The sequence below is a fragment of the Micromonospora sp. NPDC007220 genome (genome assembly GCF_040634035.1).
GTDB lineage: Bacteria > Actinomycetota > Actinomycetes > Mycobacteriales > Micromonosporaceae > Micromonospora > Micromonospora reichwaldensis.
In genome coordinates, this window is record NZ_JBEYEU010000008.1 from 102,932 (window position 1) to 117,489 (window position 14,558).

The 14,558-nt window shown below is 71.7% G+C and carries 15 protein-coding genes; 5 read left to right on the forward strand and 10 right to left on the reverse strand.

What is annotated here, in order from left to right; all coding sequences use genetic code 11:
- The first annotated feature begins 57 nt into the window (after nucleotides 1–57).
- Both glgA and ABZ573_RS17475 read left to right on the forward strand, forming a co-directional pair.
- A complete protein-coding gene (glgA, locus tag ABZ573_RS17470; RefSeq protein ID WP_358119034.1) occupies nucleotides 58–1,260 on the forward strand; it encodes a glycogen synthase in 1,203 nt (400 codons plus the stop codon).
- 70 nt (nucleotides 1,261–1,330) lie between these two features.
- The gene (locus tag ABZ573_RS17475) at nucleotides 1,331–1,846 is read left to right on the forward strand and encodes a DUF3592 domain-containing protein (protein ID WP_358119036.1); all 516 of its coding nucleotides are present in this window, start codon (nucleotides 1,331–1,333) and stop codon (nucleotides 1,844–1,846) included.
- 69 nt (nucleotides 1,847–1,915) lie between these two features.
- Here ABZ573_RS17475 and ABZ573_RS17480 read toward each other — a convergent pair whose 3' ends face one another.
- The 4 genes from ABZ573_RS17480 to ABZ573_RS17495 all read right to left on the reverse strand — a co-directional run bounded on the left by ABZ573_RS17480 (nucleotide 1,916) and on the right by ABZ573_RS17495 (nucleotide 4,060).
- Complete coding sequence (locus ABZ573_RS17480) at nucleotides 1,916–2,371, reverse strand: type II toxin-antitoxin system VapC family toxin (RefSeq protein WP_358119038.1); 456 nt, start codon at nucleotides 2,369–2,371, stop codon at nucleotides 1,916–1,918.
- Nucleotides 2,361–2,600, reverse strand: a complete 240-nt coding sequence (locus tag ABZ573_RS17485) for an AbrB/MazE/SpoVT family DNA-binding domain-containing protein (protein ID WP_327027552.1) — start codon at nucleotides 2,598–2,600, stop codon at nucleotides 2,361–2,363. The genes ABZ573_RS17480 and ABZ573_RS17485 overlap by 11 nt, the downstream gene beginning before the upstream one ends.
- A 70-nt stretch (nucleotides 2,601–2,670) precedes the next feature.
- Nucleotides 2,671–3,846, reverse strand: a complete 1,176-nt coding sequence (locus ABZ573_RS17490) for a helix-turn-helix domain-containing protein (RefSeq protein ID WP_358119041.1) — start codon at nucleotides 3,844–3,846, stop codon at nucleotides 2,671–2,673.
- Nucleotides 3,847–3,862: 16 nt separating this feature from the next.
- Entirely contained in the window at nucleotides 3,863–4,060 is a 198-nt protein-coding gene (locus ABZ573_RS17495) for a hypothetical protein (RefSeq protein WP_327027549.1), read from the reverse strand.
- Nucleotides 4,061–4,325: 265 nt separating this feature from the next.
- Between ABZ573_RS17495 and ABZ573_RS17500 the strand changes: the two genes are divergently transcribed.
- From ABZ573_RS17500 to glgB, 3 genes are all read left to right on the forward strand, one after another.
- Nucleotides 4,326–4,553, forward strand: coding sequence for a winged helix-turn-helix domain-containing protein (locus ABZ573_RS17500; protein WP_327027548.1), 228 nt, complete (start codon nucleotides 4,326–4,328; stop codon nucleotides 4,551–4,553).
- 298 nt (nucleotides 4,554–4,851) lie between these two features.
- Entirely contained in the window at nucleotides 4,852–6,945 is a 2,094-nt protein-coding gene (locus ABZ573_RS17505; RefSeq protein WP_358119043.1) for a maltotransferase domain-containing protein, read from the forward strand.
- Entirely contained in the window at nucleotides 6,933–9,035 is a 2,103-nt protein-coding gene (gene glgB / locus ABZ573_RS17510) for a 1,4-alpha-glucan branching protein GlgB (RefSeq protein ID WP_327031082.1), read from the forward strand. Before ABZ573_RS17505 ends, glgB begins: the two co-directional genes overlap by 13 nt.
- Before the next feature lie 43 nt (nucleotides 9,036–9,078).
- Here glgB and ABZ573_RS17515 read toward each other — a convergent pair whose 3' ends face one another.
- The 6 genes from ABZ573_RS17515 to ABZ573_RS17540 form a co-directional block, all read right to left on the reverse strand.
- Entirely contained in the window at nucleotides 9,079–10,293 is a 1,215-nt protein-coding gene (locus ABZ573_RS17515) for a PQQ-binding-like beta-propeller repeat protein (RefSeq protein ID WP_358119046.1), read from the reverse strand.
- 132 nt (nucleotides 10,294–10,425) lie between these two features.
- Entirely contained in the window at nucleotides 10,426–12,450 is a 2,025-nt protein-coding gene (locus tag ABZ573_RS17520; RefSeq protein WP_358119048.1) for a family 10 glycosylhydrolase, read from the reverse strand.
- Between the two features lie 178 nt (nucleotides 12,451–12,628).
- Nucleotides 12,629–13,129 carry a hypothetical protein gene (locus ABZ573_RS17525; RefSeq protein WP_151454381.1) on the reverse strand — a complete coding sequence of 167 codons (501 nt, stop codon included), beginning with the start codon at nucleotides 13,127–13,129 and terminating at the stop codon, nucleotides 12,629–12,631.
- Entirely contained in the window at nucleotides 13,126–13,257 is a 132-nt protein-coding gene (locus ABZ573_RS17530; RefSeq protein WP_255474748.1) for a hypothetical protein, read from the reverse strand. The genes ABZ573_RS17525 and ABZ573_RS17530 overlap by 4 nt, the downstream gene beginning before the upstream one ends.
- Nucleotides 13,258–13,453: 196 nt before the next feature.
- Nucleotides 13,454–14,125, reverse strand: a complete 672-nt coding sequence (locus ABZ573_RS17535) for a hypothetical protein (RefSeq protein WP_151454380.1) — start codon at nucleotides 14,123–14,125, stop codon at nucleotides 13,454–13,456.
- Nucleotides 14,126–14,127: 2 nt separating this feature from the next.
- A complete protein-coding gene (locus ABZ573_RS17540; protein ID WP_151454379.1) occupies nucleotides 14,128–14,505 on the reverse strand; it encodes a PadR family transcriptional regulator in 378 nt (125 codons plus the stop codon).
- Nucleotides 14,506–14,558: the final 53 nt, after the last annotated feature.

Sequence of the window (14,558 nt, forward strand, 5' to 3'; positions counted from 1 at the left end):
GTACGGCACAGTTCCACAGCCGGGTGCGGCGGCGCGTTCTGCACTAGGGTGCCGTTCATGAACGACTCCGCCGGGCTGCGCGTCGACCTGCTGACCCGTGAGTACCCGCCCGAGGTGTATGGCGGCGCCGGTGTGCACGTCGAGTACCTGGCCCGGGAGCTGCGCCGGCTCGCCGACGTACGGGTGCACTGCTTCGGCGCGCCACGCACCGAGGCGGGTGTCACCGCGTACGCCGAACCGGCGGGCCTGACCGGCGCGAACGCCGCGCTGCGGACGATGGGCGTGGACCTGGAGATGGCCGCGGCCTGCGCCGGCACCGACGTGGTGCACAGTCACACGTGGTACGCCAACTTCGCGGGGCACACGGCGAAGCTGCTGCACGACGTGCCGCACGTGGTGACCGCGCACAGCCTGGAGCCGCTGCGGCCGTGGAAGGCCGAGCAGCTCGGCGGCGGCTACGCGCTCTCCTCCTGGTGCGAGCGCACGGCGTTCGAGGCGGCCGACGCGGTCGTCGCGGTCAGCGAGGGGATGCGGCGCGACGTGCTGACCGCCTACCCGGCGGTGAACCCGGACCGGGTCCGGGTGGTGCACAACGGCATCGACACGGCGCAGTACGCCCCGGACCACGGCACGGACGTGGTGGGCCGGCTCGGCATCGACCCGGCCCTGCCCAGCGTGGTGTACGTGGGGCGGATCACCCGGCAGAAGGGCCTGCCCTACCTGCTGCGCGCGGCGCGCGACCTGCCGGCGGACACCCAGCTGGTGCTGCTCGCCGGCGCACCGGACACCCCGGACATCGCCGCCGAGGTGGAGGGCCTGGTGACGGAGCTGCGGGCGAAGCGCTCCGGGGTGGTGTGGGTCGCGGAGATGCTGCCGAAGCACGAGGTGATCCAGGTGCTCACCCACGCCACGGTCTTCGTCTGCCCCTCGGTCTACGAGCCGATGGGCATCGTGAACCTGGAGGCGATGGCCTGCGAGACGGCGGTGGTGGCCACCGCCACCGGCGGCATCCCCGAGGTGGTCGCCGACGGCGAGACGGGGCTGCTGGTCCCCATCGAGCAGGCCACCGACGGTTCCGGCCGGCCGCTGGACCCGGAACGCTTCGTGGCCGACCTGGCGGCGGCGATGAACGAGCTGCTCGCCGACCCGGCTCGCACCGCCGACTTCGGCCGGGCCGGCCGGCAACGCGCCGTCGACCACTTCTCCTGGGACACCATCGCCGCCCGCACCCTCGACCTCTACCGCTCGCTGCTGAAGTGAGTCGGCAGGGTCGTCGATCCGGCACCTGACCGTCGAGACCCCAGTCGCCGACGGTGGGCAGAATGGCGGCATGGGCTGGCGGAGGAGACGTGCGCCGATCCGGCTGCGCAGCCGGTGGCTGCCCGGGTACTGGCTGCGCCACCCTCTGCTCAGCCTCGTGGTCCTGCTGGTCGGGGCCGTGGGGCTCTTACTGCTCCAGATCGACTCGGCGTACCGCACGCACCGGTTGAACACGTACGGCGTGCGCGCCACGGCGACGGTGCTGGAAGTGCACGGTCTTCAGCGGGACTCGTACGTGGTGGCCTCGTTCACCACCGCCGACGGCCATGACGTCGTCACGCAGGTCAGCGACTACTACTGGCGTCCACGGCCGCGGGTGGGCGATGCGGCCACCGTGGTCTATGACCCCGCCTCACCCGACGCGATCGTGCGCGACGTACGCATCGGCGACGACCGGTACGCGGCGTGGGTCGGCATCGGCCTGGTCGTGGCGTTGGGATCGGGTGGCGGTGTGTTCCTGTGGCGCACCTGGCCGATATGGCGCGAGAACGCCGAAGACTGGCGATCCGGACGCCGCTTCGCCTGATGGCGAAGCGGGGTCAGGTGGCGTGCAGGGCGGCGGCGAAACGCCGGCCGGCTCGCTGGCCGCGCGGCCTCAGCCCGTCGGGGTGATCAGATCGAGCTTCGGGAAATAGGTGCGGTAGCGGGTGCCGTCGCGGGTGAGCAACCGGTACCCGCACACCGCTGCGTGCGCCCCGATGTAGAAGTCGGCGATCGGCGATCGCTTGACCCCTCCCTGGGAGCGGTATCTGGCGTAGGCCTTCCCGGCCAGGAACCCGGCCGGGTAGGGCAGTTCCTCGCGGAGGAAGTCCGCTGCTGGAAGCGCCTCGTCGAGTTCCTCGATGGTGTCGAACCGGACGGAGACCTCGGCGTAGACGATCGGGTTGACCACCAGGGCGCCGGCGTCCCGGGCGGCGGCGAGGGCGTCACTCGACCAGCCCGCCCAGTTCGGGTCCTCGGTGAAGATGTCGAGCAACACGTTCGTGTCCACCAGCGTCGTGGCGGAGTCGGTGGGCCGCGGTGCCAGCGCGCGGAGCCGCTCACTCCCCACGTAGCAGCTCCATCAGCTCGTCGGTGGACATACCGCTGGTCTGCTTCGCACCGCCGCGACCGCGCATGTGCCGGACCAGGCGCTGGCCCCTGGTCTCCGCGCCACTCACCCGGACGATCCGCAGCGCACCGCCCTCCTCCACGACGTCGACCTCGTCGCCCTCGTGCAGCCCGTGTCGGGCCCGCAACGCGGCCGGGATCGTGACCTGGCCCTTGCTGTTGAGTTTCATGACGCCCCCCTCTACCACGTAATACAAACGATACGTGTCGGGGATGGGTTCGGGCAGGCCACAGGCCGCCTCAGGTGGCGTGCAGGGCGGCGGCGAGGCGGGCCAGGCCGGCGGGGGCGGCGGCGTACCGGGCCACGGTGGCGACCAGGTCGCGCACCGCCGGGCGGTCGTGCACCTCGCTGTGCGCGGTGCGTTCGGCGTCCAGCAGCGCCCGCCCCGCCCGGACCATGTCGCCGGCGAGAGCGTGTACGCGGGCCACGTCGAGCAGGTACGCCGCCCGGTGCTCGGGCGGCAGCCACCGCCACTGCTCACCGCAGACCAGCCGCTCGTGCCGTACCGTCGCCGCCTGTACGTCTCCGACGGCGGCCTCGGCCACCACCCGCGCCGCCTCGACCGACGCCCGGCCGAAGCCGCCGCCGACGGTGCCGACCGCTGCCGCGGCCTGGTCGAGCAGGCCGGCCACCCGGCGCCCGTCTCCCCGGCCGGCAGCGGCGAGGGCGGCCTGGAGCAGCAACGTCACGCGCAGCGACGGGGCACCGTCACCGCCCGGCGACAGGGCACTCTCGGCCGACTCGCGCGGCGGGAGACGGCGGGCGGCCACGAGCGCCGTCTCCATCGCGGAGCGCCGCCGGCCGACGGCCCGCAACGCCTGACTCAGCGGTACGGTGGCGACGGCGGCCAGCCGCGCGTCGTCCGTGGCCAGCGCGACGGCCATCCCCCGGTCGGCGGCCAGCCACGCCAACTCCCCCTGACCGACCTTGACAAGCACCAGGGCGACGAGCCCGTACGCGGACACCAGCAGCTCGTCGGCAGCCCGGCCGGGGCGGGCAACCCGCGCCTCGCGGGCGGCGTCGAGCAACCCGGGCAGCAGGCCGAGCAGGATCGGATACCGGGCGTGCCGGTAGCTCTGCTCGGCGTGGTCGAGGCGAGCCCGTACCTTCGCGACGTCGGGCGGCCGGGACGACGCCTCGACGTGGTAGCGGGCCAGAGCGGCCCGGATCCGCGCCACACCGGCAACGGCGACGTCCGGTTGCCCGATCCGCTCCGCGAGCAGCACCTCCATGTCGATCCGCAGCGCCTCGGCGACCTCCCGCAGGTTGGACATCCGTTCCAGCGGGCGCACTCCGCGCTCGACCTTGTCCACCCAGCTCTTCGACTTGCCGAGACGGTCGGCGAACTGCTGCTGGGTCATGTTGCGCCGCACCCGCCACTGGGCGACCCGCCGGCCCACCGGCAGGCCCGTCACCGCCGGCCCGTCCCGCTCACCGCAGGATCCCGACCGCGACGAGCACGAGTACGAGCAGCGCCACCGTGATGCCGTAGGCGTACTGGCGACGGGTGAGCGGCGCGCGCTGCGGGCGGGGCGGACAGGGCACCTGATCCCCGTCGGGGTGCCGAGCGCGGGCACCCGGGACCGGGTGTGCCGCCGGCAGCGGCCCGTCGGGCGGACGCTCCTGCATGGTGAGCCTCCTTGCGGGTGAGTACAAAGCGTGCGGTCAGGACGAGGTGCGCGAAGCATGCGGTGTGGATCAGGGCGAGGTGGGCCAGGGCGGGTCGGTGGAGAGGACGGTCCGCGTTCCCTCGCCCGGCCCCGGGGCGCTCCGCTGCTGACGAGAGAACCCCTGCCATCCCAACTTAGAAGGCACTGCCTTCACAGTCAACAGAGCATGCACGGCGCGTCACTCGGGTGCGAAGATCGGTTCGCTGACGAGAGGTGGCGCCACCATGCCGCAAGCACCGCTGTATGAGCAGATCATCGCCGATGTCACGGCCTCAATCCGCGCGGGCACCCTTCAGCCCGGCGACAAGCTGCCGTCTATCGCCGAGATGCGCGAGCAGTACCAATCGAGCGCATGGCCCGTGCGATACGCGCTGCGGATCCTGGAGGAGAGAGGCTGGATCGTGACCCGGCAGGGCAAGGGCTCCTTCGTGGCAACCGAACCGCCCGCCTGAACCCCAATCTTCCACCCCCTGGGCATAGCGTTCCGAATCTCGGGATTGCAGTAGATCTTGGCAGGAAACGGCCCTTGGAGGGGCCATTTGGTACCAAGATCTACAACGCCACTATCCACACCCCGCCACCGTGCCCACGCCAGCCACCGCGCCTTGAGCGACGACGGCGGACTCGGGCGGATGGTGCGGGCACCAGGTGTCCGCCGGGCCCTGACCGGACCTCTCTGGACACGTCAGGAGGGAGGGCGATGGGGTGCTTGGCCGCGCGCGAAAGGATCTCGCGCAGTAGGTTGAACCGGTGACTGGACGGTTCCCGATCGAAGACGTCTCCCCCGTCGTCTCCTGCGGTCGCTACCCGGCCAAGGCGGTGGTCGACGAGCCGGTGCCGGTGTCGGCCCGCGCCTACCGGGAGGGGCACGACGCGCTCGGCTGCAACGTGGTCTGGCGTGGTCCCGACGGGCGGGCCCGACCGTTCACCCGGATGCGCCCCGGCGAGCCCGGGCAGGACCGCTGGCACGCGGTGATCCGCCCCGACGCGGTCGGCGAGTGGGTGTTCACCGTGGAGGCGTTCCAGGACCCGTACCTGACCTGGCAGAACGCGGTCACCAAGAAGATCGCCGCCGGGCAGGGGCCGGCGGACCTGGCCAACGACCTCGCCGAGGGCGCCCGGGTGCTGACCGCGGCCGTGGAGCTGGTGCCGGCCGGCGACGCGGGGCGGGTCCGCGCGGCGGTGGCGGCGCTGGGCGACGCCGACAGGGAGCTGCCCCGGCGGGTCGCCCCCGCGCTGGAGCTGGCCGACCTGCTCTGGGAGCACCCGGTCCGGGAGCTGGTCACCACCGGCGCGGAGCACCGGCTCTGGGTGGACCGCCGGCGGGCGCTCTTCTCCGCCTGGTACGAGTTCTTCCCCCGCTCGGAGGGGGCCGTCCCGGCCACCGCCGACGCGCCGGCGCGCTCCGGCACGTTCGCCACCGCCGTCGAGCGCCTGCCCGGCGTCGCGGCGATGGGCTTCGACGTGCTCTACCTGCCGCCGATCCACCCGATCGGCCGGGTCAACCGCAAGGGCCCCAACAACTCGCTGACCGCCGGGCCGGACGACGTCGGCTCGCCGTGGGCCATCGGCGCCGCCGAGGGCGGCCACGACACCATCCACCCCGACCTGGGTACGCCGGAGGACTTCCGCGACTTCGTCGCCGCCGCCGCCGAGCAGGGCCTCGAGGTGGCGATGGACCTGGCGTTGCAGTGCGCGCCGGACCACCCGTGGGTGACCGAGCACCCGGAGTGGTTCACCACCCGGGCCGACGGCAGCATCGCGTACGCGGAGAACCCGCCGAAGAAGTACCAGGACATCTACCCGGTCAACTTCGACAACGACCCGGAGGGCATCCGGGCCGAGGTCCTGCGGGTGGTGCTGCACTGGGTCGGCGAGGGCATCCGGATCTTCCGGGTGGACAACCCGCACACCAAGCCGTTCGACTTCTGGCACTGGCTGATCGCCGAGGTGAAGAAGGTCGACCCGGACGTGCTCTTCCTCGCCGAGGCGTTCACCCGGCCGGCGATCATGCACGGGCTGGGCAAGATCGGCTTCACCCAGTCGTACACGTACTTCACCTGGCGCACGTCGGCGGCGGAGATGCGGGCGTACTGCGAGGAGCTGGTCGAGGCGGCCGACTACATGCGGCCCAACTTCTGGCCGAACACGCCGGACATCCTGCACGAGTCGTTGCAGCACGGCGGCCCGCCGATGTTCAAGATCCGGGCGGTGCTGGCCGCGCTGCTCTCCCCCTCCTGGGGCATGTACGCCGGCTACGAACTGTTCGAGCACGTCGCCCGCCCCGGCGCGGAGGAGTACCTGGACAACGAGAAGTACGAGCTGCGCCCCCGGGACTGGGCCGGCGCGCAGGCGCAGGGCCGCTCCCTCGCGCCGTTCATCGCGGTGCTCAACCGCGTACGCCGGGAGAACCCGGCCCTGCACCAGCTGCGCAACCTGGTCTTCCACGACATCGACAACCCGGCGCTGCTCTGCTGGTCCAAGCACGACCCGGAGACGGGCAACACCGTGCTCGTGGTCTGCTCGTTCGACTCGCGTGAGGTGCAGTGGGGCAACACCACGCTTGACATGCCCGCGCTCGGCCTCGACTGGCACGACCGGTTCACGGTGCGCGACGAGCTGACCGGCGCCAGCTACGACTGGGGGCAGCGCAACGCCGTGCGCCTCGACCCGTACCTGCAACCGGCGCACGTGCTGACGGTGCGGCGACCCGCCCCCGGTGTCGGCCCCGCGCCGGCGCAGGCGGCGCCGGACCTGACCGTCGAAGACGTCCCCGACGACCTCTCGGGCGGCACCGCCCCCACCGCTCCCGCCCAGAAGGACGACGCCCGATGGACCAGTTGATCGCCGGCGCCACGCACGACCCGCACGCCGTCCTCGGCGCGCACCCGGCCGACGGGCGGACGGTCGTCCGGACGCTGCGCCGGGGCGCCGCCGACGTCGCCCTCGTCGTCGACGGCGAGCGGCACCGGATGCGGCGGGTGCACGACGTCGGCGTCTTCGAGGCGGAGGTCGCGGGCGAGGTGCTCGACTACCGCGTCGAGGTCGACGGCCGGATCCACGACGACCCGTACCGCTACCCGCCCACGCTGGGCGAGCTGGACCTGCACCTGATCGGCGAGGGCCGGCACGAGCGGCTCTGGGAGGCCCTCGGCGCGCGGGTCTTCGACGAGGGCGTGGCGTTCACCGTCTGGGCGCCGAACGCGCGCGGCGTGCGGGTGGTCGGGGACTTCGCGGGCTGGGCGCCGGACGACGGCTGGCCGATGCGCTCGCTCGGCGGCAGCGGGGTGTGGGAGCTGTTCGTCCCGGGCGTCGGGGCGGGGGCCCGCTACAAGTACCGGATCCTGGGCGCCGACGGGCAGTGGCGGGACAAGGCCGACCCCCTGGCGGCGTACGCGGAGGTGCCGCCGGCCACCGCGTCGGTGGTGCACCACTCGACGTACGAGTGGGGCGACGCCGACTGGCTGGCGCGGCGGGCCCGGCGGCAGCCGCACCAGGAGCCGATGAGCGTCTACGAGGTGCACCTCGGCTCGTGGCGCCCCGGGCTGAGCTACCGGGAGCTGGCCGAGCAGCTGACCGCGTACGTCACGGAGCTGGGCTTCACCCACGTGGAGTTGCTGCCCGTGATGGAGCACCCGTTCGGCGGGTCCTGGGGCTACCAGGTCACCGGCTACTACGCGCCGACGTCCCGCTTCGGCGATCCCGACGAGTTCCGGCACCTCGTGGACGCGCTGCACGCCGCCGGCATCGGCGTGATCTTGGACTGGGTGCCGGCGCACTTCCCCAAGGACGAGTGGGCCCTCGGTCGCTTCGACGGCACCGCCCTCTACGAGCACCCCGACCCGCGCCGGGGCGAGCACCCCGACTGGGGCACGTACGTCTTCGACTTCGGCCGCCCGGAGGTGCGCAACTTCCTGGTCGCCAACGCGCTCTACTGGTGCGACCAGTTCCACGTCGACGGGCTGCGGGTGGACGCGGTCGCCTCGATGCTCTACCTGGACTACTCGCGCCAGGAGGGGCAGTGGCTGCCCAACCGGCACGGCGGCCGGGAGAACCTGGAGGCCATCGCCTTCATGCAGGAGGTCAACGCGACGGTCTACAAGCACCACGCCGGGGTGACGATGATCGCCGAGGAGTCCACCGCATGGCCGGGGGTCACCCGCGCCACGGCCGACGGCGGGCTCGGCTTCGGGTTCAAGTGGAACATGGGCTGGATGCACGACACCCTGCTCTACACGTCGAAGGACCCGGTCCACCGGCAGCACCACCACCATCAGCTCACGTTCTCCCTGGCGTACGCCTGGAGCGAGAACTACGTGCTGCCGATCAGCCACGACGAGGTGGTGCACGGCAAGGGCTCCCTGGCCGGCAAGATGCCCGGCGACACCTGGCAGCGGCTGGCCAACGTACGCGCGCTGCTGGCGTACATGTGGGCGCATCCCGGCAAGCAGTTGCTCTTCATGGGCTGCGAGCTGGCCGACGACCGGGAGTGGAGCGAGGAGCGGGGCCTCGACTGGTACCTGCTGCACGACCCGGCCCGCGCCGGGGTGCAGCGGCTCGTCGGCGACCTGAACCGCGTCTACCGGGACACCCCCGCGCTGTGGGCGCAGGACACCGAGCCGGCCGGCTTCCGCTGGATCGCCGGCGACGACGTCGCCAACAACACCGTCTCGTTCGTCCGGATCGCCCCCGACGGCGCGACCCTGGTCTGCGTGGCGAACTTCTCCGCCCTGCCACTCGAGGACTACCGGATCGGGCTGCCGGCCGGCGGCACGTGGGCGGAGGTGCTCAACACCGACGCCCACCACTACGGCGGCTCGGGGGTGGGTAACCTGGGCGCCGTGCACGCCGAGGACGTGCCGTGGCACGGGCTGCCCGCCTCGGCCGCGCTGCGGGTGCCCCCGCTCGGCGTGCTCTGGCTGCGCCGCGACTGACCGTACGCCGGAGACGCCTCGGCCGTCCTCCTCGCTGCAAGGCTCAGCCGATCGCGGGATGGACCGTCATCTCCCTCTGTTCGACGTCGATCCCGAAGCCCGGAACGACGACTTCGGGGACGAAGGGGAGATCCGTGACCCTGTCCTGCCCCGTGCGCGCGTCGAGGATCAGCGGCCCGTTGCTGGTGGATCCGTAGACCACGCCACGTCGGGCGGCCGTGATTTTGGGCGCCTCCCGCCCGGAATCCTTCCCGGGCACCTGCCACAGTCGCTCGTGGGACGTGGTGTCATACGCGACCATGGTTCCGGTCCGGCTGACGAGGTGCTGCGAGCAGACGACGACGCTCTCGTCGTCGTATCGGCAGACGCTGGCGCCACCTCCCGTCTCCAGGCGGATGACCTCGCGACCGGTCCTGATGTCGACGATCCCGTTGGGCCCGTCGCCGCGGCGGCCCACCGGGTACACCTGGAGCAGCCCGCCGCCGAGTGGGCCGTTGATCAGGTTGCCGGCGGGCTTCGTCTCCTCATGGGCCCACACCTGGGAACCGTCCGAGGCGGCGAGCCCGATCGTCGAACTCGGGACCCTGTGCGCATCCGCTCCGGAAGTCATGCCGGCGACGACGTCGCCGTCGAGGGCTCGGGCCTGGAAGGCGGGCTTCGTCCACCGGACCTTGCCGGTCCTGGCGTCGAGAACGGCGGTGAAGTCGCCGCTGACGCCCGTGTCGTACGAGTCGGTGGACAGCACGACATGGTCGGAGCTGGCCGCCACCACCTTGTCGACCCCGAGGCTGCCGTCCTCGGGGATGCCCCTGTCGTCCACATCCGACTGCCAGCCGGGCACGCCATCGGCCAGCCCGAAGCTCGCCACCCGCAGCACGGTGCGGGCGGGAACCGTTCCGCTGCCTACGATATCCACCCGATAGGTCACGAAGGCGGTCGGCTTGCCGTCCACCTCCGCGATCATCGGCCCGGTGTTGCCCAGCCTGACCGGCGGACCGGCCAGCGGCGCACTCCAGCGACGCGCACCCGTGGCCAGGTCGTACGCGGCGAGGGCGTTCTTGCCGTCCAGCAGATACGCGGCCCCGTCCCGGAGCTGGAACATCCTGCTGGGCAGCGGTATCCGGACCGGCTTCGCGGCGAAGGCCAGCGGAGGGTCGAGTGCCGACGACTCGGAAGGGCTCGCGGTGGCGGTGGTCTTCGGCGGAGGCGGTGGCGTGTCGTCACTACATCCCGAGACACCTACGGCCAGCGCCAGCACGGCTGCCGAACCGGCGGCAACACGTCGGCGCATGAGCCCTCCCGCGGTCACGGAAACGTATTTGTCGGCCCGACTCTAGCGTTGGCCGGCCCGTTCCCCGGGGCGGCGGGACGCCCCGGGGAACGGGCATGCTCAGAGGCGGGTGATCCGGACGGCGTCGGCGACGACGTACCCCTGGGTGCTGGTCCAGCGGCTGACCCCGACGACCTGACGCGTCCCCGCGGCGAGGTCGTAGGTGCCGAGCACCCGCCACTGCCCGCCGCCGCTGCGCTGGTCGACGGTGGCGGTGACGTTCCCGTTCGCCGTCGCCACCAGGTGCGGCGTGGCGCTGTTGTAGCCGGGGTCGGCCGGGTACCAGACCTCGACCCGGTACGAGCCCGCGGCGGGCAGCGTCGCGGTGAACCAGGCCGGGTCGCTGACCGCCTGCGGGCTGGCGAACCGGTAGTTGGCCCCGTAGCGCGCCGGGAGGTACGACGACGTGCCCCAGGTGGTGGCGGCCGTGAAGCCGCCGGCCGTGGCGTTGTCCACGATCACACTGAACGTACCGCCGGTGCCGGTGACCACCCGCGCGTTGCTCGCGGCGCTCTCGTGGTGCAGCCGGTCCAGCGCCGTCACCAGGTAGCGGTACGTCGAGCCGGCCGCGGCGGTGGCGTCGGTGAACGTCCCGGTGCCGCCCGAGGCGCGGACCGTGCCGAGCAGGTTGCGGGCGTCGGCCAGGTCGCAGGCGTCGACCGCACCGTCGCCGGGCAGCCGGTACACCGCGTACGCGGCGGTGCTGCCGGTGGCGCCGCGCTGCCAGTTCAGGGTCACGCCGCCGGTGCCGCGTACCGCCGAGGTGAGGTTCGGGGCGGCGGGCGCGGCGCCGCCCACCCCGGCCGGCGCCAGCGCGGGCCGGCGGTAGTGGTCGGTCGCCGTCCGGGAGACGGCGCCGATGCGGTCCGCGCGGACATCCTTGGCGCTGAAGTGGATGTCGCCGACGATCCTCGGGTAGCTGCGGTTCAGCGTGAGGTGGTCGGTCAGCTCGGCCGGGTCCTGCCAGGCGGCGTCCTGCCCGGACGCGCCCGCGCGGTAGGTGGCCTGCCCCACGAGCAACTGCACGTCGGTGCCGGCCACGGTCTCGGACCACCAGCGGACCAGCTCCGCGTAGTCGGCCGCCGGGTGGCCGATGTGCCAGTAGATCTGCGGGGCGATGTAGTCGACCCACCCCTGCCGCACCCAGCGCCGGGTGTCGGCGTAGATCGCGTCGTACGACTGGAGGCCCGTGGTGCGCGAACCGAGCGGGTCGGTGCCGGCGTTGCGCCAGATGCCGAACGGGCTGACGCCCAGCTTCACCCACGGCTTGGCCGCCCGGATCTTGTCACGCATCTCCCGGACCAGCAGGTTGACGTTGTTGCGCCGCCAGTCGCCGATGGTGCTGAAACCGGCGCCGTACTGGGCGTAGGTGGCCTGGTCGGGGAACGCCACCCCGCTGACCGGGTACGGGTAGAAGTAGTCGTCCCAGTGCACCGCGTCGATGTCGTAGCGCTTGACGGCGTCCATCATCGCGTCCTGCACGAAGGCGCGGACGGCGGGAATGCCGGGGTTGTAGTAGATGTGCCCGCCGTAGGTGACGGTCCAGCCCGGGTTTTTGCGGGCCGGGTGGCTGGCCGCCAGCTTGGTCAGGTCGGTGTGGTTCGCCACCCGGTACGGGTTGAACCAGGCGTGGAACTCCAGGTTGCGGGCGTGCGCCTCGGCCACCATGAAGGCCAGCGGGTCGTAGCCGGGGTTGCCGCCCTGGGTGCCGGTCAGCCACTGCGACCACGGCTCGTACGTCGACGGCCAGAACGCGTCGGCGGCCGGGCGGATCTGCACGACGACGGCGTTCATCCGACGCTGCTTGGCCAGGTCGAGCCAGCCCCGGTACTCCGCCTGCTGGGCGGCGGGCGTGAGCCCCGTGCGGCTGGGCCAGTCGATGTTGGCCACGCTGGCGATCCACATGCCGCGCAGCTGCCGCTTCGGGGTGGCCGGGTCGGTCACGCAGGCCGCCTGGGCGGCGACGGGCACGGTCTCCGGCGTGGCGGGACGGGAGGCGGGGGCGCCCGTGGGGACGGCCGCGCCGAGGGCCAGCGCCGCCACCAGCGCCAGCCCGGACAGGTATCGACCATAATCTCTACGCACGAAAAGATATTCAGCGTTGCCGCGGCGCTTTGCAAGTATCCTTCACGATTTTCACCGACCGGGGTCACGTCGGCACCCGACGGTGAGGCTGCCGGCCCAGCCTGTGGGCGATCGCAGGCCGTTGGCCCCCGACCACCCTGCCGCCGATCGAGCGGCATCGAGCGGCGGAGTGGGCCCCCTACTCACAGCGGAGGAATCGGACGGTATAACCCTGGTCAGGATCACCGTCGTAGCCAAAAAGCCCGATATCGCCGTCAACTGTGCGAACTTTGAGCTCGGCAGACCTTGCATTCGCCGACGAGCCGAGCACCTCGAATTCCAGATCGAGGCTGGGCGATCGGGCAGCATCATCATAGGACCAACGGCCATGTCCGCCCGCAGGCCGCCTGCCACCGAAATCCCGATCCAGCACATACCCTTCGGCGAACTCGTCATCATCGTGAAGAACGGTGAAGAAGTCATGCGACAACTTCGTGAGAACGAATTCACCTTCCTTCTTCACCGTCAACAGGTCTCCGCTTCCGGAACACCAGGTCCCCGGCACGTCATCGGCCTTGATCGGCGGTGGCTCCGTCTGCCCGCAGGCACCGAGAAGGACGCTCGCGATCAAGCAGACCCCTGCCATGAGCAGAGCGTTGACGCCGCGAGAGTCGCGCCGGACCTTCTGCACTGCCGTCAACTGGCGACCACCTCGAACCAGTGGAGGTTTCTGCTGATGCTGGAGATCGACCCCGGTGCCGCCCCGGGCGCCCCGCCCGGCTGGCCGAGGTGGCCCCGCAGCAGGCCACCGTCGAACTGCCCGACCACGGCCCAAGGTGCTACAAAAGCCGCACCCCCAAGGGGACAACGGGGTTCAGGCTGAACATGATCATCATGAATCCCGAACAGCAGCCACAGCGTCAGGCCACCTGCCCAGTTCGTCCTGTTCCTCATCCGCTTCTTAGCAGGAGAAGGACACCCACGACCACGTCGCAGCAGGCTGCGTGAATGCGTTGAGCCGGCCTCACGCCGCTACCGCCCTTTCGTACCCGCCACCGTCACGCAGCGACCACTTGCGGGCCACAAGGGTGGCACCCGTGACGGCGGCAGCGACGAGCGCGGCCTCGATGGCCATGATGAGCGGGTGGGTGCTGTAGCCGACCGCCCTGGCGAACCCCATGGTGACCGGCATGGCGATCGCGCCGCCGATCGGCAGCAGCACGATCATGGCGTTCGCGGTCTGCCGGATCCGTGGCAGATGCCCCAGCCGCGCCCGTACCGCGATGACCGCGCCGCCGACGGCGAGCGCGGCTGCGGTGCCGTAGTAGAGCAGGACCGCCAGCACGGTCGGCATCCGGAACCCGCGCGGCACGTCGATCCACGCGACCAGGATCGGGTACACGAGGACAAGCGCGATCGCACCGACGCAGGCACCGAGCACGGCGCCGGTCAGGGCGGTCTGCGTCAGGCGGGCGTACTCGTGTCGAACGCGCTGCACTCCGGCCTCGTCGGCCAACTGTCGCGCGAACCCCCGAAGGTCGGAGCCCAGGAGTTGCTCCGGCGTGACACCGTCGGCGGCGGCTGAGCGCAACTCCAGCCGGAGATCGGCAGCGAGCACCGCGCGGTCCCGGCGACGAATGCCGCATGCCCGCCATTCCCGTTCAGCAGCCACCATGGCCTCGTCGATGGCGTCCACAATCAACTCCTTGCGTTGTCGGAGGTGGAGTCGGTCAGAGCGGTGTTCACGGTGTGGACGAACCGCGTCCACTGCCGCCGCCACGCGTCCAGACGCTCCTGGCCGGCGTCGGTGACCGCGTAGACCTTGCGGGGCGGCCCTGTCGGGCTGGCTTGCACCTCGTCGACGACGAGGCCGAGACGACGCATCCGGGTCAGCAGCGGGTAGATCGTGCCGTAGCCGACGCCCTCGATGCCGATCGCCTCAAGTCGGCCGACCAGCTCGTAGCCATGCGTCGCCCGCCTGGCGAGCAGGGCCAACAGGCACATGTCGAGGGCGCCACGCAGCAACTGCGTCTGCCTGTCGCCGTCGTCGGAGGCCCCGGAGCCGGCCGCTATCATGCGGCACACACTACCTCGACTATTATGCGTTGCCAAGTAGTTGCAGTCGGCGG

Coding starts and splice junctions, on each gene's coding strand:
- glgA (WP_358119034.1), top strand. CDS start 58: ATGAACGACTCCGCCGGGCTGCGCGTCGACCTGCTGACCCGTGAGTAC.
- ABZ573_RS17475 (WP_358119036.1), top strand. CDS start 1,331: ATGGGCTGGCGGAGGAGACGTGCGCCGATCCGGCTGCGCAGCCGGTGG.
- ABZ573_RS17485 (WP_327027552.1), bottom strand. CDS start 2,600: ATGAAACTCAACAGCAAGGGCCAGGTCACGATCCCGGCCGCGTTGCGG.
- ABZ573_RS17495 (WP_327027549.1), bottom strand. CDS start 4,060: ATGCAGGAGCGTCCGCCCGACGGGCCGCTGCCGGCGGCACACCCGGTC.
- ABZ573_RS17500 (WP_327027548.1), top strand. CDS start 4,326: ATGCCGCAAGCACCGCTGTATGAGCAGATCATCGCCGATGTCACGGCC.
- glgB (WP_327031082.1), top strand. CDS start 6,933: ATGGACCAGTTGATCGCCGGCGCCACGCACGACCCGCACGCCGTCCTC.
- ABZ573_RS17540 (WP_151454379.1), bottom strand. CDS start 14,505: ATGATAGCGGCCGGCTCCGGGGCCTCCGACGACGGCGACAGGCAGACG.